Genomic DNA, 24305 nt, shown 5'->3' with positions numbered 1-24305 from the left:
GCTTCGGATGCGGCGCCGGGGACGTCCTGGAGCGCGGGCGGTGGGCGCTCGAAAGTGAGGTACCTGCCGGGGTGACGAGCGGGTACGGTCAGTCGTGTGAACGCCCGACCTTCCACCCTGCCCACGCCGCAGGACCGGGGCGCCGCCGGGGAGCATCGGGCGCTGGACTGGAACGTCGCCGTCGCCACCGCGGTCCGGTTGATGAAGCCGGGACCCGAGGTGCCGCGGTCCGAGGCAGAGCAGGCGGTGCGCTCGCTGCGGCGGTTCAGCGTCGAAGCCGAATCGCACGTCCGCGAGCAGACGGGCCTCGGCCTGGACCTGCCGATCGCCGAGGGCGACGTCGTCGACCGGCCGGCCTGGGTGCGCGGCGCGGCGGACGGCCTCGCCGAGCTCACCGATGCCGCACTGTCCACAGCGGACTCGCAGGTGCTGCGGGGCAACGACCTCCTCGGCGGCGTCAGCGCGCGCAGCGCGGGGGTGCAGGCCGGCGTCGTGCTCGCCTACCTCGGCGGCAAGGTGCTCGGCCAGTTCGACCCGTACGGCGAATCCCGCGTGGCCGGGCAGCGCGGCCGGTTGCTGCTGGTGGCGCCGAACATCGTCGCGGCGCAGAAGTCGCTGGGCGTGCCGGGCGACGACTTCCGGATGTGGGTGTGCCTGCACGAGTCGACGCACCGGCTGCAGTTCAACGCGGTGCCGTGGCTGCGCGAGCACTTCGCGGAGAGCCTGGGCACGCTGCTGGCCGAGATGGAGGGCACCACCGGCGAGCTGCTGGGCCGGCTGCCCGCGGTGCTGCGGGAGGCCCGTTCGGCGCGCTCCAGCAGCGGTGACTCCAGCCCCGGCATGCTCGGGGTGATCGAGCTGCTGCAGACGCCGAGCCAGCGGGCCGCGCTGGACCGGATCATCGCGATCTCCACGCTGCTGGAGGGCCACGCCGACCACGTGATGGACGCGGTGGGCCCGCGGGTGGTGCCGAGCGTGGCGACGATCCGCCAGCGCTTCACCGAGCGGCGCAAGGGCGGCGGTCTGCTGGACCGCGTGCTGCGCAGCCTGCTCGGGGTGGACGCGAAGATCCGCCAGTACGCGCAGGGCGCGGCGTTCACCCGGCACGTCGTGGACGCGATCGGGATGGCCGACTTCAACGCGATCTGGACGTCCCCGGACACCCTGCCGACCCGCGCCGAGATCGTCGACCCGGAGGCCTGGATCCGCCGCGTCCACGGCTGACCCGCGAACGCCGGTTCTCACCGGCACGACCGCTCACGAGCGCGGAACGGGAGAATGACGCCGTGCCGCCGCCCGATCCCGCCGTCAGCGCCGTCCGCTCCGCCGTCCGGCGCCTCCTCGGCTCCGCCGAGGCGGCCCCGTTCCGGGGCGCTCCGCTGGCGGTCGCGTGCTCCGGCGGCGCGGACTCGCTGGCGCTCGCCGCTGCCGCGTCGCACGCCGCTCGCCGCGAGGGCGTCGCGGTGCACGGCCTGGTGGTGGATCACGGGCTCCAGGCCGGCTCCGCCGGCGTCGCCGCCCGGGCCGCCGATCAGCTCCGCGAGCTGGGGTGTTCCGCCAGGGTGATCGCGGTGGAGGTCGGCCGCGGTGGTGGTTTGGAGGCCGCTGCCCGGCGCGCGCGCTACGCGGCGCTGCTCGCGGAGCGCCCGCCGGGTTCGCTCGTGCTGCTCGGGCACACCCTCGACGATCAGGCCGAAACCGTGCTGCTCGGGCTCGGGCGGGGTTCGGGGTCCCGGTCGATCGCCGGGATGCGGCCGCTGGATCCGCCGTGGGCGCGACCGTTCCTGGGCGTTCGCCGGGCGACGACGGAGGCCGCTTGCGCGGCGCTCGGGCTGGTTCCGTGGCAGGACCCGCACAACTCGGATGCGCGTTTCACACGTGTGCGGTTGCGCACAGAAGTCCTTCCGCTGCTGGAAGATGTGTTGCAGGGCGGGGTGCGCGAGGCGCTCGCGCGCACCGCGCGGCAGCTGCGCGAGGACGCCGACGCGTTGGACGAGTTGGCCGCCGGGGTGCGCGGGCGCGTCGAGTCGGGCGGGACGCTGGATGCCTTGGCGTTGCGGGAAGTTCCGGGTTCGCTGCGGCGCCGGGTGTTGCGCGCGTGGCTGCTGGCGCGCGGGGTTCCGGAGATCACCGACGAGCACCTGCGCGCCGCGGACGCGTTGGTGGCGGATTGGCGGGGTCAGGGCGGACCGGCCTTGCCGGGTGACTTTGTGCTGCGCCGGGCGCATGGCACGCTTCTGGTGGAAGCGGCGGGCCGCAAGCCGCCGGATGGTTGACGGGATGCCGAGGCGTTCGGCTCGGGCGGTGGGATACCGGCGCCGGAGGACCGGTGTTCGCGTCGATTCGATAGAGGGGAAGCCGGGCCGTGTACGACGGCGACATTGCTTCTGTGCTCATCTCCGAGCAGCAGATCAACGACAAGGTCACCGAGCTCGCCAAGCAGGTGGACGACGACTACCAGCACGTCGGTGGTGATCTGCTGCTGGTCGGCGTGCTCAAGGGCGCGGTGATGTTCATGACCGACTTCGCGCGAGCGCTGCCCCAGCCCGCTCAGCTGGAGTTCATGGCGGTCAGCTCGTACGGCTCGTCCACCTCGTCGTCCGGCGTGGTGCGCATCCTCAAGGACCTCGACCGGGACATCGCGGGCCGGCACGTGCTGATCGTCGAGGACATCATCGACTCCGGGCTGACGCTGTCCTGGCTGCTGAAGAACCTGAGCTCGCGCAACCCGGCGTCGCTGGAGGTCTGCACCCTGCTGCGCAAGCCCGACGCGGTGCAGGTGGACGTCCCGGTGAAGTACGTGGGCTTCGACATCCCGAACGAGTTCGTGGTCGGGTACGGGCTGGACTACGCCGAGCGGTACCGTGATCTGCCTTACATCGGCACGCTGGATCCGAAGGTCTACACGTCCGGGGTGTGAGCCTGGGAGTGGCCGGGCAGGCGTGTCCGGTTCGGCCCTCCCGCCCCATTGCGGTCGGGTGGCCGAGTACGCTGGGCGTCCTGCGTCGAGCTCGACATGGTCGTGTCCTCGCATCGGCCGGTACGCTGGTCTGAAGGGGTTGACGGCGATGGCGAATTGTGTCTGTCGACAGCCGTTTGCCCGAAGTGACAGTCAGGGAGGGTCGAGGCCGCCCGCCGGCCGCAAGTGAATGGACCGAAAGCGCCTGCTCCGCAACCCGCTGCTGTGGATCCTGACAGCGTTTCTGCTGATCTGGGCCTTCAGCGTGCTCTTCGACGAGACTCGCTCCTACCGCGAAGTCTCCACCTCGCAGGCCCTGGAGCAGATCGCCCAGGGCAAGGTCAAGGAAGCGACCATCGAGGACAAGGAGCAGCGGGTCCGGCTGACCCTTAACGACGGCCAGAACTTCCAGGGCAGCAACCAGCTGATCGCGCAGTACCCGGCCGGTGCCACCGACACGATGGTCACCGAGATCCGCAACGCGCACGTGCCGGTCTGGAACACCAAGGTCACCCAGGACTCGCTCTGGGTGCAGATGCTGTTCTACCTGGTTCCGATCGGCCTGCTCGTGCTGCTGCTGATGTGGATGATGAACAACGTCCAGGGCGGCGGGAACCGCGTCCTGAACTTCGGCAAGTCCAAGGCCAAGCAGCTCACCAAGGACATGCCCAAGACGATGTTCAACGACGTCGCGGGTGCCGACGAAGCCGTCGAGGAACTGCACGAGATCAAGGACTTCCTGCAGAACCCCGGCCGCTACCAGGCCCTCGGCGCCAAGATCCCGAAGGGCGTCCTGCTCTACGGCCCGCCCGGCACCGGTAAGACGCTGCTCGCGCGAGCCGTCGCCGGTGAGGCCGGCGTGCCGTTCTACTCGATCTCCGGTTCCGACTTCGTCGAGATGTTCGTCGGTGTCGGTGCCTCCCGCGTCCGCGACCTGTTCGAGCAGGCCAAGCAGAACGCGCCGTGCATCATCTTCGTCGACGAGATCGACGCGGTCGGCCGCCAGCGCGGCGCCGGCCTCGGCGGTGGGCACGACGAGCGCGAGCAGACCCTCAACCAGCTGCTGGTCGAGATGGACGGCTTCGACTCGCGCGGTGGCATCATCCTGATCGCCGCGACCAACCGGCCGGACATCCTGGACCCGGCGCTGCTGCGCCCGGGCCGGTTCGACCGGCAGATCCCGGTGTCCGCGCCGGACATGCGCGGCCGCCGCGCGATCCTGGGCGTGCACTCCAAGGGCAAGCCGCTGGCGCAGGACGCCGACCTGGACAGCCTCGCCAAGCGCACCGTCGGGTTCTCCGGCGCGGACCTGGAGAACGTGGTCAACGAGGCCGCGCTGCTCACCGCCCGCGAGAACGGCCAGCTGATCACCGCCGCCGCGTTGGAAGAAGCGGTGGACCGCGTGATCGGCGGCCCGCGCCGGAAGAGCAAGATCATCTCGGAGCGCGACAAGAAGATCACCGCCTACCACGAGGGCGGGCACGCGCTGGCCGCCTGGGCGATGCCCGACCTGGAGCCGGTGTACAAGCTGACGATCCTGCCGCGCGGTCGCACCGGCGGTCACGCCCTAGTCGTCCCCGAGGACGACAAGGACATGATGACCCGCTCGGAGATGATCGCCCGCCTGGTGTTCGCGCTCGGCGGCCGCTCCGCCGAGGAGCTCGTCTTCCACGAGCCGACCACCGGCGCGTCCAGCGACATCGAGCAGGCGACCAAGATCGCCCGCGCGATGGTCACCGAGTACGGCATGACGGCCCGGCTGGGCGCGGTCAAGTACGGCAAGGAAGAGGGCGACCCCTTCCTCGGCCGCACCGCCGGTCAGCAGCCGAACTACTCGCTGGAGGTCGCGCACGAGATCGACGAGGAGGTGCGCCGGCTGATCGAGGCCGCGCACACCGAGGCGTGGGAGATCCTGAACACCTACCGTGACGTCCTCGACGACCTGGTGCTGGAGCTGATCGACAAGGAGACGCTGGTCCGCAAGGACCTGGAGCGGATCTTCGCCCGGGTGGAGAAGCGGCCCCGCATCACCGCGTTCAACGACTTCGGTGGTCGGACGCCGTCGGACAAGCCGCCGATCAAGACCCGGGGCGAGCTGGCCAAGGAGCGCGGCGAGCCGTGGCCCCCGGTCAAGGAGGAGCCGGAGCCGGCTCCGGCGCCCTCGCCGGCCGGTCAGAACGGCGCCCCGCCGCACCACGAGCAGCCGACCCCGGCCGGTGCCGGTGCCGGTGCCCACCAGGGCACGGTGCAGTTCCAGAACCCGAACCAGGGTCAGCCGCAGCAGCAGGGTCAGCACGGGCAGGTGCCGCAGGCGGTGCCGCCGAACTACGGCGCGCCGCCCGGGTGGACCCCGGCGACCACGCCGTCCGGTTCGAGCTACCCGGGTGGTGGCGGCCAGTACAACTGGACGCCGTCCTGGGAACGCGGGCAGCAGACCCCGGCCGAGCACCCGGCACCGCAGCCGGGCGAGCCGAAGGCGGACGACCAGCGGTCCAACCCCGAGCCGAGCCAGGACCAGGCTCAGGACAACGGCAGCGGCAACACCAGCCGCTGAACACTCCGGTGCACTCGGCGCCTCCGGGCGCCTCAGCCGGTGGAGGAAAGACAATTGACCAGCACGGTCGACGAGCCGATCGGGGCGGAAGGCGACTTCCGTCCCGACGGCTCTTTCCACATTCCCCAGTTCGACCACGCCCGCGCTGAAGCGGCCGTCCGGGAACTGCTGATCGCGGCAGGCGAAGACCCGGACCGGGAGGGCCTGCGGGACACCCCGGCCCGTGTCGCCCGCGCCTATCGCGAGCTGTTCGCGGGCCTGTACACGAACCCCGACGAGGTCCTGGACCGGACCTTCGACGAGGCGCACGAGGAACTGGTCCTCGTCCGCGACATCCCGGTCTACTCGCAGTGCGAGCACCACCTGCTGCCGTTCCACGGCAACGCGCACGTCGGCTACATCCCGAACGAGCAGGGCCGGGTCACCGGGCTGTCCAAGCTGGCCAGGCTGGTCGACCTCTACGCCAAGCGTCCGCAGGTGCAGGAGCGGCTCACCTCGCAGGTCGCGGACGCCCTGGTGCGCCGGCTGGACCCGCGCGGGGTGATCGTGGTGATCGACGCCGAGCACCTGTGCATGGGCATGCGCGGCGTCCGCAAGGCGGGCTCGACGACCACCACGTCCGCCGTGCGCGGCATCTTCCGCAGCTCGGCGTCCTCGCGTTCCGAGGCGCTGTCGCTGATCAGGGGACGCTGATGCATTCGCTGCTGCCCCATCCGCAGCGCTGCGCGGTGATGGGCGTGCTCAACGTGACGCCGGATTCGTTCTCCGACGGCGGGCGCTACCTGGACCGCGCGGCGGCCGTCGCGCACGGCGTCGAGATGCACCGGCTGGGCGCGGACATCATCGACGTCGGCGGCGAGTCGACGCGGCCGGGTTCGCAGCGGGTCGACGCGGCCACCGAGATCGAGCGCGTGCTGCCGGTGGTGCGGGAGCTGGTCGCGGCCGGGGTTCCGGTGAGCGTGGACACGACCCGCGCCAAGGTCGCGGCGGTGACGGCGGAGGCCGGCGCGGCGGTGATCAACGACGTGTCGGGCGGCCTGGCAGACCCGGAAATGGCGCACGTCGCCGCGGACACCGGGCTCCCGTGGGTGCTGATGCACTGGCGCGGCCACAGCAAGGACATGAACAGCCTCGCGGTCTACGAGGACGTCGTCGCGGAGGTGCGCGCCGAGCTGCTGCGGCAGGTCGACGTGGCGTTGGCCGCCGGCGTGGCAGAGGGCGCGATCGTGCTGGACCCGGGGCTCGGGTTCGCCAAGACCGGCGCGCACGACTGGCAGTTGTTGCAGCGGCTCGACGTCTTCGTCGACCTGGGCTTCCCGGTGCTGGTCGGGGCCTCGCGCAAGCGGTTCCTCGGCCGGCTGCTCGCCGACGCGGACGGCAAGCCGCGACCGCCCGCCGGGCGGGAGACGGCGACGGCCGTGGTGTCGGCGCTGGCGGCGGATCGCGGCGCCTGGGGCGTGCGGGTGCACGACGTCTTGCAGTCGTTGGACGCGGTCGCGGTGACCGCGGCGTGGCGCAGCGGAGGGGAACTCGGTGGCTGACCGGATCACGTTGACGGGTCTGAAGGTTCGCGGCAACCACGGCGTCTTCGACCACGAGAAGCGCGACGGCCAGGACTTCTTCGTCGACATCACGGTGTGGATCGACCTGGGCGAGGCCGCCGCCAGCGACGACCTGCAGAAGACGCTGCACTACGGCGAGCTCGCCGAGCGGGCGGCGGCGATCGTCGCCGGGCCGTCGCGCGACCTGATCGAGAGCGTGGCGGGCGAGATCGCGGACGACGTCATGACCGACGAGCGGGTGCACGCCGCCGAGGTCACGATCCACAAGCCGAGCGCGCCGATCCCACTGACCTTCGGGGACGTGGCGGTGACGATCCGCCGCTCCCGCCGAGGCGGTCGCGGCAGCGTCGTCCCGGCGTGAGACGCCCGGTTCCAGGCGAGATCGGGCACCCCGCTGCCGCGCGGTCGCGGGCGGGAGTTCCCAGTTCCAGGCAAAATCGGACGTCCCCCTCGGGGCCGTGCGAGTTCGGGAGGGTGCGATGAGCAGGGCGGTGCTTTCGCTGGGGTCCAACCTCGGCGACCGGTTGGCGTACCTCCGGCTCGCCGTCGACGGCCTGTCGGACGTGCTGGTCGCGGCGTCCCCGGTGTACGAGACGGCGCCGTGGGGCGTCACCGACCAGCCGGACTTCCTCAACGCGGTGCTCATCGTGGAGTCCCCCGAGCTCGACGAGTGGGGCTGGCTGCGCCGGGGCCAGGCGCTGGAGCAGGAGGCGGAGCGCCGCCGCGAACAGCGGTGGGGCCCGCGGACCCTGGACGTCGACGTGGTCGCAGTGGACGGTGTCCGCAGCGACGACCCGGAGCTGCTGCTGCCGCACCCCGGCACGCCGAGCCGGGCCACGGTGCTGATCCCGTGGCTGGCGATCGACCCGGGCGCCGAGCTGCCCGGGCACGGCCGCGTCGCCGACCTGCTGGATGCCTTGCCCGCCAACGAGATCGCCGACGTCCACCTCCGGGCCGATCTGAAACTCCACTGAGGACGATCAGTCCCCGCGGTCGAGCCCTGCCCGGCGGCTGCGACGATTTCGCGCGAAAACGTCGCAGCCAGGCGTGGAGAACGCCGGTTTCGCGCGAAATCGGCGTCCCGAAAGGCCTCTGGCGCAACGGAAGGCGGCTACTTGATCGACGCGCGGATCGCCGCGGCCAGCCAGCGGGTGCTGGCCGCCGTCACCGGGTGCGTCGGCCAGCCGTTGATGATCCCCAGCAGTTCCCAGTAGCGCGACATCCGCTCGTCCGTGTCGTTGTCGTAGTGCTCGGCCAGCTCGTGGCGGAACTCGGCGGAGTCGGGCCGGTCCCAATCCACGGCGGCCATCGCCACCATCCGCTCGACCAGCGCCTGCGCTTCGGCGCTCTCCGGCGGCGTGCCCGCCTCGACCGACACCCGCGCCTCGTCGGTGATCGCCCACCACTTCCGCGCGTCCTCGGGGTTCGCCACCGCCATCGACTCGCCCGCGTCGCGGCGGTCCGAGTGCTCCTGGGAGAGCGCCCGCACCGCGCGCCGGAAGTCGGTGTCCCGCACCAGTTCCGCCAGCTCGATCCAGGCCTCCAGCTGCTCCGCCGTCGGGTCCTCCGGCAGGTTCGGCTTGGCCGAGCGCATCCACTCGGTGAACCCCGGCGTCATGTTGAGGTCCGCGCTGACCTCGTCCCAGAACTCGTCGATCAGCCGGTTGCGCTCCTCGTCGGACATCTGCGCCAGCTTGTGCATGAGTCTTACCTCCTCGGTCGAACGGTCCAGCTTCACGACCGCCCGCAGCACCGCGCGCCGGGTCTGCAGCAGGCGCATCTGCTCCTCCAGCAGCTCCAGGTGCGTCCGGGCCAGGTGCGAGAGCGTGGTCTCGCGGGCGAGCACCCGCTGCACCTCGTCCAGCCCGGCGCCCAGTTCGCGCAGGGTGCGCACCAGTTCCAGCCGGCTGATGGCAGTCACGTCGTAACGCCGGTAGCCCGCCGCGGTTCGGTCGGTGGGCGGCACCACACCGCTGTCGGAGTAGAACCGGATCGTCTTCACGCTCAGCCCGGTGCGCCGGGCCAGCTCGCCGATCGTGTAGAGCGCGGTGTCGTCCACGCGATTCACCTTGGACCCTCCAGTCAGGGGAGACTCAAGATGATTTTCGCCCGCGGATGGTGCCGGTGCCGCGAGGTGCCATGCTGGAACCGTGGCACCGCGACAGGCAGAGCACTTGACCTTCACCAAGCCCCGGCACCTCATCGCGGGCGGGCTGGCAGCGGCAGTCGTGGTCTACCTGCTCACCCGGCTGCTGTACGGCGAGCTGCCGCAGCTGCCGGTGCTGGCCGGGGCGACGCTGCTGCTGATCGCGCTCGTCGACGTGCTGCTGGCGCTGAACATGCGGCCGCGGGTGCAGCGCAAGCCCGGCACCGAACCGGTCGACGGGCTGACCGCCGCGCGCGCCGTCGCGCTGGCCAAGGCGTCGTCGCTGGCCGGCGCGATCATGGCCGGCGTGTGGATCGGGCTGATCGCCTACCTGCTGCCGCTGTACGGCAGGGTCGAGGCCGCCCGGGCCGACACGGCCTCCGCGGTGGTCGGGTTGATCAGCGCCGGCGCGCTGATCGCCGCCGGGCTCTGGTTGGAGAACTGCTTGCGCAATCCCGATGAGCCGGAAGAACCCTACGAAGACGAGTGACGTCGCTCGGCCGTTCGGCGGTCGGTGGGCTGCGCCACACCGCCCAAAGTGGAGTCGGGTCGCTCGCCTTGAGATCTCGAACTGATAACCGCCCGGTACCGTGGTGGGCATGTCCGAACGCGGCGGCACCGAGACCGAATCCGGCAAGGGGCGATCGACGGCCCTGTGGGTCGGAGCGCTGGTGCTCGCCGCGGCCGCCACGGCGGTGCTGGTGGTCAGCAACGACGTCCGCTACCTGCGGCTCGGGTTGGTCGCCGCGCTGTGGTCGGCGCTGATCGGCGCGTTCGCCGTCGCCAAGCTGCGGCACCGGGTGGTGCAGGGCGAGGAGCTCGTCGCGGACCGGCAGCGGATCTACGAACTCGAACTGGAGCGGGAGATCGCGGCCCGGCACGAGTTCGAGCTGGAGGCGGAGGCAGAGGCGCGTCGGCAGGCGGCCGAGGAGTCCGAGGGCGAGATCAAGGAGCTGCAGGCCGAGCTGCGCCGGCTGCGCGAGAGCCTGGAGCAGGTGCTCGGCGGCGACGTGCTGTTCGAGCGGGTCGCCCTGCGCGCCGAGTCCACCCGGGTTCGCTCGCTGCCCGAACGCGGCAAGGTCGAGGGTCAGCTCGTGCAGCCGCCGACCGGACGCGAACTGCCCGCCGCGCCGCCGCAACCGCAGCCGCAGAACGTCGTCCAACCCAACACCGAACTGATCACGAAGCTGGCCGGGGAGCAGCCGGAGCGGCGGCCCAAGCCGCGCCAGCGGCCGAAGCAGCAGCCGACGCAGGCCCATCCGGCCCGCCAGGCCGCGGCCCGGCGGCCCGACCGGGCGCAGTACGAGCGGCCGGAGCCGCCGCCCAAGCCCAAGCCCGAACCGGCCGCCGCACCGCCGCCGGAGCCGGACCCGGCGGGCGCGCACGCCGAGGGGACCTCGGTGAATGACCTGCTCGCCGCGTACGGAGGGCCCTCCGACACGCAGCGCCGGCGCCGCCGACGCGCCTGAGAAGGTGACTATCCGGGCATGCCCTGAGGCCGTTCTCTAGGGTTTTGTCCGTGTCGAGTCCTGACCTTCGGAGGCAGCCCGCCGATCTTTCCGGCGCGCGCAGGCTGCAGACCCGCAAGAACCACGCCGTCGGATGGCCCGTCGCCGGCCTGATCGTGCTCGGAATGTGCGGGCTGGTGATGGTCGGCGTCACCACCTCGAAGGTCGGCGTGGCGGCGGCGCTCGTCGGCGCGGTGGCCGCGCTGCTCCCGGTGGGCGTGGTGTTCGCCGCGATCATCTGGATCGACCGCTGGGAGCCGGAGCCGCCGATGCTGCTGCTCGGCGCGTTCCTGTGGGGCGCAGGCGGGGCGACCGCGTGCTCGCTGCTGCTCAACGACGCGATGATCGGGCTCGGCAACGTCCTGTTCGACGCGGGCGGCGACCGGTTCTTCGCCACGGCCGTGATGGGGCCGCTGGTCGAGGAGGCGGCGAAGGCGCTGTTCGTGGTGGCGCTGTGGTTCCGCCGCCGGTCGGAGTTCAACGGGCTGGTCGACGGCATCGTGTACGCGGCGCTGACCGCGGCGGGCTTCGCCTTCACCGAGAACATCCTGTACTTCGGCAAGGCGTTCGTGGCCGGTGGGCTCGGCGGCGTCAGCGGCGGTGTCGTGGCGCTGTTCATCGTGCGCGGCGTGCTCGCGCCGTTCTCGCACCCGCTGTTCAGCTCGATGTTCGGCATCGGCATCGGGTTGGCCTCGCGCACCGACCGGAAGCGGATCCGGGTGCTGTACCTGGTGCTCGGCTTCGCCGGCGCGGTGCTGCTGCACGCGGTGTGGAACGCGTCCACGCTGTTCGGCGGCGCGGAGTTCCTGAACGTCTACTTCCTGATCATGGTGCCGATCTTCCTGGGCACCTTCTGGCTGGTGGTGTGGCAGCGCAAGCGGGAGCAGCGGATCGTCATCCAGCAGCTGCCGGTGCTGGAGCGGGCCGGGCTGATCGTGCGCAGCGAGATGGAGATGCTCGCGACGCTCGCGGGTCGTCGCGGCTGGCTGCGCAAGGTGCGGCGCAGCGCCGGGCACGAGGCGGCGAAGGCGGTGCGGGACTACCAGATCGCGGTGACCGAGCTGGCGTTCCTTCAGCACCGGGCGGAGCAGGGCCGGACCACCAGCGCGGCGCGCCGGGCGCGCCGGGAGAAGCTGATCGCGGACCTGAAGCAGGCCCGGCGGTCGGCGGCGGGCACCCAGCAGGCGATCCAGACGGCGCGCATCAAGATCAACGAGCTCACGCAGCACAACCTCAAGCGCCCGCCGTACCCCGGCAACCGCCCCAAGCCCCCGATCCAGCGCTCCCGCGACTGACCGCGGATCGGGTGACGGACCGCAATTTCAATGGAAATCGGACCTTCGATTTCCATTGAAATTGCGGATCTCCGGTGTGTCGGGGCACGACACACCGGAGGGGTGTGGATGGTCCCGGCCTGGTTCCAACCGAAACCGGGGTCCGGTTTCGACTGAAACCCGGGGCCCAGTTTCAATTGAAACTGGGCCCGGATTCCGTGGAAGCCGGGACCCGAGTTCCCTGGAAGCCGGGACCCGGGTTCTCTGGAAGCCGGGTTCCGGGTTCCCTGGACGTCGAGTCCTGGGGGGCCGGGAAGTGGGCCCCGGGTGTTCGTCGGGGTTGCGGGCCTGGAGACTGCCGGGCTGGGGCGGGTGGCGGGACCGGATTGCGTGGTCCTCGCCACCTGATGGGCACGGCGGCGGGATTCGCGGGCTACTCTCGCGCTGCTGTCCGGTACCCGGTGGTTGGGACTGGAACGGTATTGGAGGACGACGTGGCGATTGCTGCTGGTCGCACGGGCCCTCGGCTGCGGGTCGGAATCATCTCCGCCGGTCGGGTGGGCGCCGTGCTGGGCGCGGCGCTGCGGCGCGCGGGTCATCAGGTCTCCGCGGTTTCCGCGGTGTCCGAGGCTTCGCTGCGCCGGGCCGAGGAGCTGCTCCCCGGGGTCGCGGTGCTGCCGCCCGACGAGGTCGCCAGGCAGGCCGACCTGGTGCTGCTGGCCGTGCCGGACGACGCGATCGCCGGGCTGGTCCGCGGCCTGGTCGCCACCGAATCGCTGCGCGGCGGGCAGATCCTCGTGCACACCTCCGGCGCGCACGGCGTGGACGTCCTCGCCGCAGCCGCCGACATCGGCGTGCTGCCCCTGGCGCTGCACCCGGCGATGACCTTCACCGGCCGCGCGGAAGACGTCGAACGCCTCGCCACCGCCTGCATGGCCGTCACCGCGTCCACTGCGGACGAGGCCGGCTGGCACGTCGCGGAGGCGCTGGCGCTGGAGCTCGGGATGGAGCCGGTGCGGGTCCCGGAGGAGTCCCGCGGCCTCTACCACGCCGCGCTCTCGCACGGCGCCAACCACCTGATCACGCTGGTCAACGAGTGCGCCGAGCTGCTGCGCGGCGCGGGCATCGAGGTGCCGGAGCGGGTGATGGCGCCGATCCTGTCCGCTTCGCTGGACAACGCGCTGCGCCTCGGCGACCGCGCCATCACCGGCCCGGTGATGCGCGGCGACGCCGGCACGGTCCGGGCCCACCTCGCGGCGCTGTCCGGCGCGAACCCCGAGGTCGTGCCCAGCTACCGCGAGCTGGCGAAGCGGACCGCGGAGCGCGCCGAGGACGCCGGAATCCTGCGCGCCGACGGGGCCGAAGCGGTCCGCGAGGCGTTGGGCGAGGAGCCGTCATGAGCACTGGAGTCGTCATGAGTGAAAGCCCGGGTTTCGCGTGGGGCGAGCTGACCGTGCACCGCGATCCCGCCGAGCTTGCCGGGGTCACCCGCGCCCTGCGGGCCACCGGCCGCAAGATCCACCTGGTGCCGACCATGGGCGCGCTGCACCGCGGCCACCTGGAGCTGATCCGCCGGGCCCGGCAGGACATCAACGCCGTGACCGTGGTGTCGATCTTCGTGAACCCGCTGCAGTTCGGGCCGAACGAGGACTTCGACCGCTACCCGCGCAGCTTCGAGACCGACCTGGCGGCGTGCCGGGAGGCCGGGACGGAGCTGGTCTTCGCGCCGTCGGTCGAGACGATGTACGGCACCGACCCGCAGATCACCGTCCACTCCGGACCGCTGGGCGAGCAGCTGGAGGGCGCCTCCCGCCAGGGGCACTTCGACGGGATGCTCACCGTGGTGCTGAAGCTGCTCAACATCGTGCGCCCGGACCTGGCCTTCTTCGGGGAGAAGGACTACCAGCAGCTCGTGCTGATCCGGCGGATGGCGCGGGAGCTGAACCTGGACGCCCGGATCCAGGGCATCCCCACCGTGCGGGAAGCCGACGGCCTGGCGCTGTCCTCCCGCAACGCCTACCTCACCGCCGAGCAGCGCGAAGCGGCGCTGGTGCTCTCGGCGGCGCTGACGGCCGGGGCGCACGCGGGTGCGGCCGGCGCGGACGCGGTGCTCGAAGCCGCCGGTGCGGTGCTGGCCACCGAGCCGTCGGTGGCGGTCGACTACCTGGAGCTGCGCGACACCGAGCTGGGCCCGGTCCCGGCCGAGGGCGAGGCGCGGCTGCTGGTGGCGGCCAAGGTCGGCTCGACGAGGCTGCTCGACAACGCGCTGGTGCTGCTGGGCAGCCCCGGGCTGGCGGAGCGGTCGTGAGTCGGGGAAGGCGCCCGTCGGACCCGATCGGGTGTCGCGCAAGATACGTCGGCAAGCCGCGGTATCGGCAGTAGGAGGTCTGCGATGTTCCGCACCATGCTGAAGTCCAAGATCCACCGTGCGACGGTGACCCAGGCCGACCTGCACTACGTCGGCTCGGTGACGGTGGACGCGGACCTGATGGACGCCGCGGACCTGCTGGAAGGCGAGCAGGTCGCGATCGTCGACGTCACCAACGGCGCCCGGCTGGAGACCTACGTGATCACCGGCGAGCGCGGCTCCGGGGTGATCGGCATCAACGGCGCGGCCGCGCACCTGATCGAGCCCGGCGATCTCGTCATCCTGATCTCCTACGGGGTGATGGACGAGATGGAGGCGCGTTCGGTGCGGCCGAAGGTGATCTTCGTCGACGCGGACAACCGCATCGTGGAGCGCGGCGAGGACCCGGCCCGCGCCCCGGAGGGCTCCGGGCTCACCAGCGGCGCCGTGCTGGCCGATCCCACGGCGGAGACGGACGACGCCGCGAAGCTCGACGCCCTCCTGCAGCAGCCGGAGCACTGAGCAGCTGTCGTGAGTGGTCGTTCCGGCAAGGCCGGAACGACCACTCACGAGTCGTGACCTGGCACGAATCTCCCGAAGGGACGAACGACGGTGCTGCTCGCCATCGACGTCGGAAACACCAACATCGTGCTCGGCCTCTACGCCGACCGCCCGGATGCCGACGTCGCGAAGACGCTGGTGCGGGACTGGCGGATGCGCACCGAGCCGCGGATGACCGCCGACGAGATGGCACTGACCATGCGCGGGCTGCTCGGCGACTACGCGGAGGAGATCACCGGCATCGCGGCGCTGTCCACAGTGCCCGCACTGCTGCGCGAGCTCCGCGTGATGCTCGGCCGGTACTGGAGCGACGTGCCGCGCGTGGTCGTGGAGCCGGGCGTGCGCACCGGGGTGCCGCTGCTGGTGGACAACCCGAAGGAGGTCGGCGCCGACCGGGTGATCAACACCCTGGCGGCGCACCACCTGCACGCGACGAACTGCGTGGTGGTCGACTTCGGCACGTCCACGAACATCGACGTGATCTCGTCCAAGGGCGAGTTCCTGGGCGGCGCGTTCGCCCCGGGCATCGAGATCTCGCTGGACGCGCTGGCCTCCCGGGCCGCGCAGCTGCGCAAGGTCGAGCTGGTCCGCCCTCGCTCGGTGATCGGCAAGAACACCGTGGAGTGCCTGCAGTCCGGCATCCTCTTCGGATTCGCGGGCCAGGTGGACGGGCTGGTGCGCCGCATCGTCGCCGAGCTGGAGTCCACCCACGGCGGCCCCACGACGGTCCTCGCCACGGGCGGCCTGGCGCCGCTGGTGGTCACCGAGTCGACGACGATCACCCACCACGTCCCGGACCTGACGCTGCTGGGCCTCCGCCTCGTCTTCGACCGCAACTTCCGCTGACACCCGGGGTGCGTTCTCGGTGCATGGCCCGTCTTTCGGTGGGTGGTGTGAACGGCCTGTTGACCTCCCCTATCGGGACGAACGGTCCGTTCACCTCATTCCAGCGGATCGGGGAGATGAGGTGAACGGTCCGTTCACCTCGCCCATCGAGGCGAACAGGCCGTTCGCTCCACACCGCCCGCGAAACGGGCCGGGTGGTGTCAACCGCTGAAAGGACGCCTGGTGGCGGCGTCGCGGAGCGCGAAACGTACCCTTGGAGGCCGTGACTGACCAGGACCTTCCCAACCCTCCGGCAACCAGCGCTGACGGCGTCGACGACCTGCCGGAACAGATGCGGATCCGGCGGGAGAAGCGGGAGCGCCTGCTCGCCGCCGGAGTCGACCCCTACCCGGTGAACCTGCCGATCACGCACGGCCTCGCCGAGGTGCGCGCCGCGTACCCGGACCTGGAGCCCGACACCGCCACCGGCGACCAGGTCGGCGTCGCGGGCCGCGTGATGTTCTTGCGCAACACCGGAAAGCTCTGCTTCGCCACGCTGCGCGCCGGCGACGGGACCGAGCTGCAGGCCATGCTCAGCCTCAAGCAGGTCGGTGAGGACTCGCTGGCGGCCTGGAAGGCCGATGTCGACCTCGGCGACCACGTCTTCGTGCACGGCGAGGTGATCACCTCCCGGCGCGGCGAGCTGTCCGTGATGGCCGACGAATGGCGGATGGCGGCCAAGACGCTGCGCCCGCTGCCGGTGATGCACAAGGACCTCGGCGAGGAAACCCGCGTCCGGCAGCGCTACGTCGATCTGATCGTGCGGAAGCAGGCCGCCGACACGGTGCGCACCCGCGCCGCGGTTCAGCGATCGCTGCGGGATTCGTTCGACCGGCGCGGTTTCGTCGAGGTGGAAACCCCGATGTTGCAGACGCTGCAAGGCGGTGCCGCGGCGCGCCCGTTCACGACGCATTCCAACGCCTTCGACATCGACCTGTTCCTGCGGATCGCGCCGGAGTTGTATCTGAAGCGATGCGTGGTCGGCGGGATCGAGAAAGTTTTCGAGATCAACCGGAACTTCCGCAACGAGGGAAGTGATTCTTCCCACTCGCCGGAGTTCGCGATGTTGGAGTTCTACCAGGCGTATGCCGATTACAACGACATGGCCGAGCTCACCCGGTCGCTGATCCAGGAAGCGGCCGAGGCGGTCGCGGGTTCGCAGGTGGTCACCTGGTTCGACGGAACCGAGTACGACTTGTCCGGCGAGTGGACGTCGCTGCGGATGTACGACTCCTTGTCGGAAGCGCTGGATTCGGAGATCACCCCGGAAACTACGGTGGAGGCGCTGCGCAAGCACGCGGACTCCTACGGATTGCAGACCGATCCCAAGCACGGCCACGGAAAGCTCGTCGAGGAGCTCTGGGAGCACCTGGTCGGCGATCATTTGACCGCGCCGACGTTCGTTCGCGACTTCCCGTTGGAGACCTCCCCGCTGACCCGGCAGCACCGCACCGAGCCGGGCGTCGCGGAGAAATGGGATCTGTACGTTCGCGGGTTCGAGCTCGGGACCGGATACTCCGAACTCGTCGACCCGGTCGTGGAACGCGCTCGCCTCGAGGAACAGGCCGCACTCGCGGCCGCCGGGGACGACGAGGCCATGCCGATCGACGAGGACTTTCTCCGCGCCCTGGAGTACGGAATGCCGCCCAGCGGCGGGGTCGGAATCGGTATCGACCGGTTGTTGATGGCGTTGACCGGTCTCGGTATCCGGGAGACGATCCTGTTCCCGCTGGTCCGGCCGGAATGACCCGATCAGGGGCGGGAGGCGGTGAATTTTCCGGCCCGGGTGAGTGCATTGTCGCAGTTACTGCGCTAACCTGTGCTCAGAATGTTCCGGTGACGGCTTATTGACGTACTCGCAAGGGAGTTGCGCTCCTGGCGAGGTCGCTGTCCCGCTATTGCACATTTTTTGCTCCGGGGAGGACTTCGAAGATGGCGCAGAAGGTCACAGTCACCCTTGTCGACGATCTCGACGGCGGGCAGGCGGATGAAACCGTCGAGTTCGGATTGGACGGCGTCGCCTACCAGATCGACCTTTCCGCCGACAATGCCGGTGAGTTGCGGGATGCGCTCGCGAACTACGTCTCGAACGCGCGCCGGGCGGGCGGCCGGAAGAAGCCGGGTCCGCGCCCGGGTGCCACGGCGCGTTCCACCGGCGGTTCCACGAGTGCCGATCGCGAGCAGAACCAGGCCATTCGGGAATGGGCTCGCAAGCGCGGTCTGAAGGTGTCGGACCGGGGCCGTATCCCCGCCGACATCGTCGAGCAGTACCACCAGGCGAACTGAAGTAACCGACGCCGAGGGGCGTTTGCGGGCCGATGGGCCCCGCAAACGCCCCTCGTTGCGTTCGGATAACTCTATTCGCCGCTTACCGGGTCGAAAAGTGGCGATTGATCAACGCGAGATCTTGTCCGATTGCGACCCGTGTTGCCCTTTTTCCCGGTTGCCTCGGCTCCGGTAGACCGCCGCCCTCAGCCGGCGTGTGACATCGGACATTCCGGCCCACCCTGTTGGTTCAGCCTTAGGTGGGCCTAACCTAAGTGCGGTCCGGACGGGTGAACAGAGGGAGTGGGACGTGAGTCGCAGCGTGGCCGTCGACGGCCCTCCCGGGTCCGAGCAGGCCGCGGCGTCCACCGCTGCTGGCGGCGAACGCCTGCGACAACGCCGGCGCCGCCGGGTCACGGGCATCGTCGTCCTGCTGGTCGTGCTGGCGGTCAGCTGCGTGCTCAGCGTGGTGATCGGCGCCAAGACGATCCCGCTGGCGGACGTGTGGGCCGGGCTGTTCGCGCCGACCGGCACGGAGAACGACCTGATCATCCGCGAGCTGCGCGTCCCGCGCACCGTGGTCGGCGTCCTCGCCGGTGCTGCGCTGGGCCTGGCCGGCGCGCTGATGCAGGGCCACACCCGGAACCCGATCGCCGACCCGGGCATCCTCGGCATCACGCAGGGCGCGGCGCTGGCCGTCGTGCTCGCGGTCTACACCTTCGGCGTCACGACGCTGCTCGGCTTCATCTGGTTCGGCTTCGCCGGCGCGATGCTGGGCGCGCTCGCGGTGTTCGCGATCGGCTCCCTCGGCCGCGGCGGCCCGACCCCGGTGACGCTGGCGCTGGCCGGCACCGCGATCAGCCACCTGCTGCAGGCCATCACCTCGGCGCTGGTGATCTCCGACCAGCAGACCATGGACACCTACCGGTTCTGGAAGGTCGGCTCCATCGCGATCACCGACACCGCGGTGATCCCCCAGGTGCTGCCGTTCCTGGTGGTGGGCGTGGTGCTGGCGCTGGCCAACGCGTCGAGCCTCAACGCCCTCTCGCTCGGCGACGACGTGGCCCGCTCGCTCGGCCACCGCGTCGAGTGGGCGCGCCGGATGGGCATCGCCGCGATCGCGATCCTGGTCGGCGGCGCGGTCGCGATCTGCGGGCCGATCGGGTTCGTCGGGCTGATCGTGCCGCACGTGGCCCGCTACTTCACCGGCGCCGACTACCGCTGGCTGCTGCCGTTCGCCGGGCTGCTGGGCGCGTCGCTGGTGCTGCTCGCCGACGTGCTCGGCCGGGTCGTGGCGCGGCCGTCCGAAGTGCAGGTCGGGGTGATGCTGGCGATGGTCGGCGCACCGTTCTTCATCGCGCTCGTGCGCCGCCGGAAGTTGGTGCGGTTGTGACCCAGGTCCTCGAAGACGAGCAGTCGGGCGTCTCCGGTCGCCGGCCGGTCCGGGTGGGCCCGTTCTCCGGCGTGCTGCGCTTGCGGCCGCTGGTGGCGCTGCTGGGCGGCCTGGTCGTGCTGCTGGCCGTGTTCGTGCTCAACGTCGGCCTCGGCGAGTACCAGATCAGCCCGCTGGAGGTGCTCAACACGCTGTTCGGCGGCGGCGACCGGGCGCAGCAGATCATCATCTGGGAGCTGCGGCTGCCGAGGTCGCTGACCGGCCTGCTGGTCGGCGCCGCGCTCGGCCTCGCCGGCGCGATCATGCAGGCCCTCGCCCGCAACCCGCTGGCCAGCCCGGACATGCTCGGCATCACCTGGGGCGCGGGCACGGCCGCAACGCTGGTGATCGTGCTCGGCGGCACCGCGGGCAGCCTCGCGGGCGCGCTCGCCGACTATGGCCTGCCGCTGGTGGCGCTGGCGGGCGGGCTGGTCACCGGCATCGCCGTCTACGGGCTGGCCTACCGCCGCGGCGTGGACTCCTTCCGGTTGGTGCTGGTCGGCGTCGGCGTCAGCGCGCTGGCGGGCAACGCGACCTACTGGCTGCTCACCGTCGGCGACGTCACCGAGGCGAGCCGGGCCATGGTGTGGCTGACCGGCAGCCTCAACGCGCGCGGCTGGGAGCACGTCATCCCGGTGGGGGTCGCCCTGGTCGTGCTGATACCGCTGGCCCTGATCGGCGCGCACGTGCTCGGCGCGCTGCAGTTCGACGACGACACGGTGCGCGGCCTGGGCGTCCGGATGGACTTCTCGCGCGGCGTGCTGCTGCTGGCCTCGGTCGCGCTGGCGTCGATCGCCACCGCCGCGGCCGGCCCGATCCAGTTCGTCGCGCTGGCCACCCCGCAGATCGCGCTGCGCGTGGCGCGCACCTCGCGGCCGCCGCTGCTCACCTCCGCGGTGCTCGGCGCCGCGCTCGTCGTCGGTTCGGACGTGATCTCCCGGACCGCCTTCGGCGGCACCGAGCTGCCGGTCGGCATCATCACCGCCATCCTCGGCGCCCCGTACCTGATCTACCTGCTCGTTCGTCGGTACCGGGAGGCCCGCGCATGACCGCATCCGCCACGTCCAAGACGACCGATGACGGACGCGCGGTGCCCTCTGGCGACCGGCAGCGGCTGCACGCCACCGACCTGCAGCTGGCCTACGGCGACCGCGTCATCGTCGACGGCCTCGACTTCGACGTCGTGGACGGCACCATCACCGCGGTGATCGGCCCGAACGGCTGCGGCAAGTCGACGCTGCTGCGCGCGCTGGGCCGGCTGCTGAACCCGCGACGCGGGAGCGTGCTGCTGGACGGCAAGCAGATCCACAAGATGTCCACCAAGGAAGTCGCCAGGGTGCTCGGGGTGCTCCCGCAGTCGCCGGTGGCGCCGGAGGGCCTGACCGTCGCCGACCTGGTCGCCCGCGGCAGGCACCCGCACCAGTCCTGGTACCGGCAGTGGTCCTCCGACGACGAGTCGGCGGTGGCCGAGGCGCTGGGCATGACCGGCATCGCCGACCTCGCCGACCGCACCCTGGACGAGCTCTCCGGCGGCCAGCGGCAGCGCGCCTGGCTGTCGATGGCGCTGGCGCAGGGCACCGACCTGCTGCTGCTCGACGAGCCGACCACCTACCTGGACCTCTCGCACCAGGTGGACGTGCTGGAGCTGGTCGGGCAGCTGCACGACGAGAGCGGTCGTACCGTCGTGATGGTGCTGCACGACCTGAACCTGGCCGCCCGCTACGCCGACCGGCTGGTGGCGATGAAGGCCGGCGCGATCGTCGCCGAGGGCGAGCCGGGCGAGGTGCTCACCGAGGAGTTGCTGGCCGAGGTGTTCGGTCTGAAGGCGCGGGTGATTGCTGATCCCGTCGCGGGTACCCCGATGGTGGTGCCGATCGGCGGGAGGCGCGGCTCGTCCGCCGATCAGTCCAAGCAGTAAGACCTGTTCGCGCTGAGCGGACAGGGCCATCCGATCGGTCCAAATCCGGAATCTCGCAGGCCAGCGTGCCGTTGGTCAGGGTGCCGGACAAGAATGTGGGCAGTAGGCCGTAGCGGGCACGGACCGCGACCGGGTGGGGCTACTACAGTGGTCCTCAAGAGTGCTGAACCCCGTCGTGGGCATCGGCGATGCAGGAGCCGTGTCCCGCCAACGAGACCGCCGGCGCAGCAGTCAGGGAGTGCGAATGTTCGAGAGGTTCACCGACCGCGCGAGGCGGGTGGTCGTCCTGGCCCAAGAAGAGGCCCGGATGCTCAACCACAACTACATCGGCACCGAGCACATTCTCCTGGGCTTGATCCACGAGGGTGAGGGTGTCGCCGCCAAGGCGTTGGAGTCGCTGGGTATCGCGCTTGAGGGCGTGCGCCAACAGGTCGAGGAGATCATCGGCCAGGGGCAGCAGGCCCCCAGCGGACACATCCCGTTCACCCCACGGGCCAAGAAGGTGCTGGAGCTGTCGTTGCGCGAGGCGCTGCAGCTCGGCCACAACTACATCGGCACCGAGCACATCCTGCTCGGGCTGATCCGCGAGGGCGAGGGCGTCGCCGCACAGGTGCTCGTCAAGCTCGGTGCGGACCTCAACCGGGTGCGCCAGCAGGTGCTGCAGCTGCTCTCGGGCTACCAGGGCAAGGAGCCCGCGGAGGCCGGCGGCCGCGGCGAGGGCACCCCGTCGTCGTCGCTGGTGCTGGACCAGTTCGGCCGCAACCTCACGCAGAGCGCCCGCGAGGGCAAGCTCGACCCGGTGATCGGCCGGGAGAAGGAAATCGAGCGGATCATGCAGGTCCTCTCGCGGCGCACCAAGAACAACCCGGTGCTCATCGGCGAGGCCGGCGTCGGCAAGACGGCGGTCGTGGAGGGGCTGGCCCAGAAGGTCGTCAAGGGCGAGGTGCCCGAGACGCTGAAGGACAAGCAGCTCTACACCCTGGACCTGGGTTCGCTGGTCGCCGGTTCCCGGTACCGCGGTGACTTCGAAGAGCGCCTGAAGAAGGTGCTCAAGGAGATCAAGACCCGCGGCGACATCATCCTGTTCATCGACGAGATCCACACCCTGGTCGGCGCGGGCGCCGCCGAGGGTGCGATCGACGCGGCGAGCATCCTCAAGCCGATGCTGGCCCGCGGCGAGCTGCAGACCATCGGTGCCACCACTCTCGAGGAGTACCGGAAGTACGTCGAGAAGGACCCGGCCCTGGAGCGCCGCTTCCAGCCGATCCAGGTCGGCGAGCCGTCGCTGCAGCACACCGTCGAGATCCTCAAGGGCCTGCGGGACCGCTACGAGGCGCACCACCGGGTGTCGATCACCGACTCCGCGCTGGTCGCCGCGGCGAGCCTGGCCGACCGCTACATCAACGACCGCTTCCTGCCGGACAAGGCGATCGACCTGATCGACGAGGCCGGCGCCCGGATGCGCATCCGCCGCATGACCGCGCCGCCGGACCTGCGCGAGTTCGACGAGAAGATCGCCGACGTGCGCCGGGAGAAGGAGTCCGCGATCGACGCGCAGGACTTCGAGCGGGCCGCCCGCCTGCGGGACGAGGAGAAGCAGCTCCTCGGCCAGAAGGAGGAGCGGGAGAAGCAGTGGAAGGCCGGTGACCTCGACGTGGTCGCCGAGGTCGACGACGAGCAGATCGCCGAGGTGCTGGCGAACTGGACGGGCATCCCGGTGTTCAAGCTCACCGAGGAGGAGACGACCCGCCTGCTGCGCATGGAGGACGAGCTCCACAAGCGGATCATCGGCCAGAACGACGCGGTCAAGGCCGTGTCGCAGGCGATCCGCCGCACCCGCGCGGGCCTGAAGGACCCGAAGCGGCCGTCGGGGTCGTTCATCTTCGCCGGGCCGTCGGGCGTCGGCAAGACCGAGCTGTCGAAGGCGCTGGCGGAGTTCCTGTTCGGGGACGACGACGCGCTGGTGCAGATCGACATGGGCGAGTTCCACGACCGCTACACCGCCTCGCGGCTGTTCGGTGCCCCTCCGGGCTACGTCGGCTACGAGGAGGGCGGCCAGCTCACCGAGAAGGTCCGGCGCAAGCCGTTCTCGGTGGTGCTCTTCGACGAGATCGAGAAGGCGCACCAGGAGATCTACAACACGCTGCTGCAGGTGTTGGAGGACGGCCGCCTGACCGACGGTCAGGGCCGCACGGTCGACTTCAAGAACACGGTGCTGATCTTCACCTCGAACCTCGGCACGCAGGACATCTCCAAGGCCGTCGGCCTGGGCTTCTCCAGTGGTCAGGGCGCTGAGTCCAACTACGAGCGGATGAAGTCCAAGGTCAACGAGGAGATGAAGAAGCACTTCCGGCCGGAGTTCCTCAACCGCATCGACGACGTGATCGTCTTCCACCAGCTCACCGAGCAGGAGATCATCCAGATGGTCGACCTGCTCTCGGGTCGGGTGGAGAAGGCGCTCAAGGCCAAGGACATGGCCCTGGAGCTGACCGACAAGGCGAAGAAGCTGCTGGCCAAGCGCGGGTTCGACCCGGTGCTGGGCGCGCGGCCGCTGCGCCGGACGATCCAGCGGGAGATCGAGGACAAGCTGTCCGAGAAGATCCTGTTCGGCGAGATCCAGCCGGGTCAGATCGTGATCGTGGACGTCGACGGCTGGGACGGCGAAGGCGCCGACGACAAGGCGCACTTCACCTTCCGCGGCGAGCAGAAGCCGTCGCTGGTCCCGGACGCCCCGCCGGTCGCGGTCTCGGCCGCCTCCGAGGAGAAGTCCGAGGGCACGGACTCCGAGTCCGCCTGACGCAAGACCCAGAAGGCCCCGCGCTCCACGGCGCGGGGCCTTCTGCGTTGGGTACTGGCCTGCGGAGACGGTGGGCCTGGAGTTGTGGAGGAGTTCG

General features: G+C 70.7%; 22 protein-coding genes. 21 read left to right on the top strand and 1 reads right to left on the bottom strand.

Translation table 11 applies throughout. The features are described from left to right. The first annotated feature begins 96 nt into the window (after positions 1 to 96). The 8 genes from AB0H93_RS04290 to folK all read left to right on the top strand — a co-directional run bounded on the left by AB0H93_RS04290 (position 97) and on the right by folK (position 8049). Complete coding sequence (locus AB0H93_RS04290) at positions 97 to 1224, top strand: zinc-dependent metalloprotease (RefSeq protein WP_358567213.1); 1128 nt, start codon at positions 97 to 99, stop codon at positions 1222 to 1224. A 62-nt stretch (positions 1225 to 1286) separates the two neighbouring features. Beyond that, positions 1287 to 2276 carry a tRNA lysidine(34) synthetase TilS gene (gene tilS / locus AB0H93_RS04285; protein ID WP_358567210.1) on the top strand — a complete coding sequence of 330 codons (990 nt, stop codon included), beginning with the start codon at positions 1287 to 1289 and terminating at the stop codon, positions 2274 to 2276. 89 nt (positions 2277 to 2365) lie between these two features. Then, on the top strand, positions 2366 to 2920 hold the full coding sequence (hpt, locus tag AB0H93_RS04280; protein ID WP_132484498.1) for a hypoxanthine phosphoribosyltransferase: 555 nt from the start codon (positions 2366 to 2368) through the stop codon (positions 2918 to 2920). A 229-nt stretch (positions 2921 to 3149) separates the two neighbouring features. After that, entirely contained in the window at positions 3150 to 5513 is a 2364-nt protein-coding gene (gene ftsH / locus AB0H93_RS04275; protein ID WP_358567206.1) for an ATP-dependent zinc metalloprotease FtsH, read from the top strand. A gap of 120 nt (positions 5514 to 5633) precedes the next feature. Beyond that, positions 5634 to 6206 (top strand): GTP cyclohydrolase I FolE, encoded by a 573-nt coding sequence (gene folE, locus AB0H93_RS04270; RefSeq protein WP_358568444.1) that lies wholly within the window; start codon positions 5634 to 5636, stop codon positions 6204 to 6206. Further along, positions 6206 to 7054 (top strand): dihydropteroate synthase, encoded by an 849-nt coding sequence (gene folP, locus AB0H93_RS04265; RefSeq protein WP_358567203.1) that lies wholly within the window; start codon positions 6206 to 6208, stop codon positions 7052 to 7054. The genes folE and folP overlap by 1 nt, the downstream gene beginning before the upstream one ends. Then, on the top strand, positions 7047 to 7436 hold the full coding sequence (gene folB / locus AB0H93_RS04260; protein ID WP_132484506.1) for a dihydroneopterin aldolase: 390 nt from the start codon (positions 7047 to 7049) through the stop codon (positions 7434 to 7436). Before folP ends, folB begins: the two co-directional genes overlap by 8 nt. Before the next feature lie 118 nt (positions 7437 to 7554). Further along, positions 7555 to 8049 (top strand): 2-amino-4-hydroxy-6-hydroxymethyldihydropteridine diphosphokinase, encoded by a 495-nt coding sequence (folK, locus tag AB0H93_RS04255; RefSeq protein ID WP_358567200.1) that lies wholly within the window; start codon positions 7555 to 7557, stop codon positions 8047 to 8049. A gap of 137 nt (positions 8050 to 8186) precedes the next feature. Here folK and AB0H93_RS04250 read toward each other — a convergent pair whose 3' ends face one another. After that, positions 8187 to 9134 carry a MerR family transcriptional regulator gene (locus tag AB0H93_RS04250; RefSeq protein WP_358567197.1) on the bottom strand — a complete coding sequence of 316 codons (948 nt, stop codon included), beginning with the start codon at positions 9132 to 9134 and terminating at the stop codon, positions 8187 to 8189. Between the two features lie 91 nt (positions 9135 to 9225). Here AB0H93_RS04250 and AB0H93_RS04245 point away from each other — a divergent pair, with 91 nt between their 5' ends. From AB0H93_RS04245 to AB0H93_RS04185, 13 genes are all read left to right on the top strand, one after another. Next, complete coding sequence (locus tag AB0H93_RS04245; RefSeq protein WP_358567194.1) at positions 9226 to 9711, top strand: DUF3180 domain-containing protein; 486 nt, start codon at positions 9226 to 9228, stop codon at positions 9709 to 9711. Between the two features lie 109 nt (positions 9712 to 9820). Then, positions 9821 to 10690, top strand: a complete 870-nt coding sequence (locus AB0H93_RS04240; protein WP_358567191.1) for a DUF6779 domain-containing protein — start codon at positions 9821 to 9823, stop codon at positions 10688 to 10690. Positions 10691 to 10740: 50 nt separating this feature from the next. Then, positions 10741 to 12024, top strand: a complete 1284-nt coding sequence (locus AB0H93_RS04235; protein WP_358567188.1) for a PrsW family intramembrane metalloprotease — start codon at positions 10741 to 10743, stop codon at positions 12022 to 12024. 479 nt (positions 12025 to 12503) lie between these two features. Then, complete coding sequence (locus AB0H93_RS04230) at positions 12504 to 13403, top strand: DUF2520 domain-containing protein (protein WP_358568441.1); 900 nt, start codon at positions 12504 to 12506, stop codon at positions 13401 to 13403. Positions 13404 to 13417: 14 nt separating this feature from the next. Then, on the top strand, positions 13418 to 14311 hold the full coding sequence (gene panC, locus AB0H93_RS04225) for a pantoate--beta-alanine ligase (protein WP_358568438.1): 894 nt from the start codon (positions 13418 to 13420) through the stop codon (positions 14309 to 14311). A gap of 84 nt (positions 14312 to 14395) precedes the next feature. Next, entirely contained in the window at positions 14396 to 14872 is a 477-nt protein-coding gene (gene panD / locus AB0H93_RS04220; protein WP_093267982.1) for an aspartate 1-decarboxylase, read from the top strand. Between the two features lie 90 nt (positions 14873 to 14962). Beyond that, entirely contained in the window at positions 14963 to 15757 is a 795-nt protein-coding gene (locus AB0H93_RS04215; protein WP_358567185.1) for a type III pantothenate kinase, read from the top strand. A 331-nt stretch (positions 15758 to 16088) separates the two neighbouring features. Then, positions 16089 to 17543 carry a lysine--tRNA ligase gene (lysS, locus tag AB0H93_RS04210; RefSeq protein ID WP_358568435.1) on the top strand — a complete coding sequence of 485 codons (1455 nt, stop codon included), beginning with the start codon at positions 16089 to 16091 and terminating at the stop codon, positions 17541 to 17543. Between the two features lie 185 nt (positions 17544 to 17728). After that, entirely contained in the window at positions 17729 to 18082 is a 354-nt protein-coding gene (locus AB0H93_RS04205) for an Lsr2 family protein (RefSeq protein WP_358567182.1), read from the top strand. Between the two features lie 289 nt (positions 18083 to 18371). Next, a complete protein-coding gene (locus AB0H93_RS04200) occupies positions 18372 to 19454 on the top strand; it encodes an iron ABC transporter permease (protein ID WP_358567179.1) in 1083 nt (360 codons plus the stop codon). Next, positions 19451 to 20542, top strand: coding sequence for an iron ABC transporter permease (locus AB0H93_RS04195; protein ID WP_358567176.1), 1092 nt, complete (start codon positions 19451 to 19453; stop codon positions 20540 to 20542). The genes AB0H93_RS04200 and AB0H93_RS04195 overlap by 4 nt, the downstream gene beginning before the upstream one ends. Next, on the top strand, positions 20539 to 21411 hold the full coding sequence (locus AB0H93_RS04190; RefSeq protein WP_358567173.1) for an ABC transporter ATP-binding protein: 873 nt from the start codon (positions 20539 to 20541) through the stop codon (positions 21409 to 21411). Before AB0H93_RS04195 ends, AB0H93_RS04190 begins: the two co-directional genes overlap by 4 nt. Before the next feature lie 244 nt (positions 21412 to 21655). Further along, positions 21656 to 24208: an ATP-dependent Clp protease ATP-binding subunit gene (locus AB0H93_RS04185; protein ID WP_358567170.1), complete on the top strand. Its 2553-nt coding sequence runs from the start codon at positions 21656 to 21658 to the stop codon at positions 24206 to 24208. Positions 24209 to 24305 lie beyond the last annotated feature (97 nt).

The sequence above is a fragment of the Saccharopolyspora sp. NPDC050642 genome, from assembly GCF_040654735.1.
In the GTDB taxonomy this organism is placed as follows: domain Bacteria; phylum Actinomycetota; class Actinomycetes; order Mycobacteriales; family Pseudonocardiaceae; genus Saccharopolyspora; species Saccharopolyspora elongata.
This window is presented reverse-complemented; position numbering and strand designations above follow the sequence as displayed.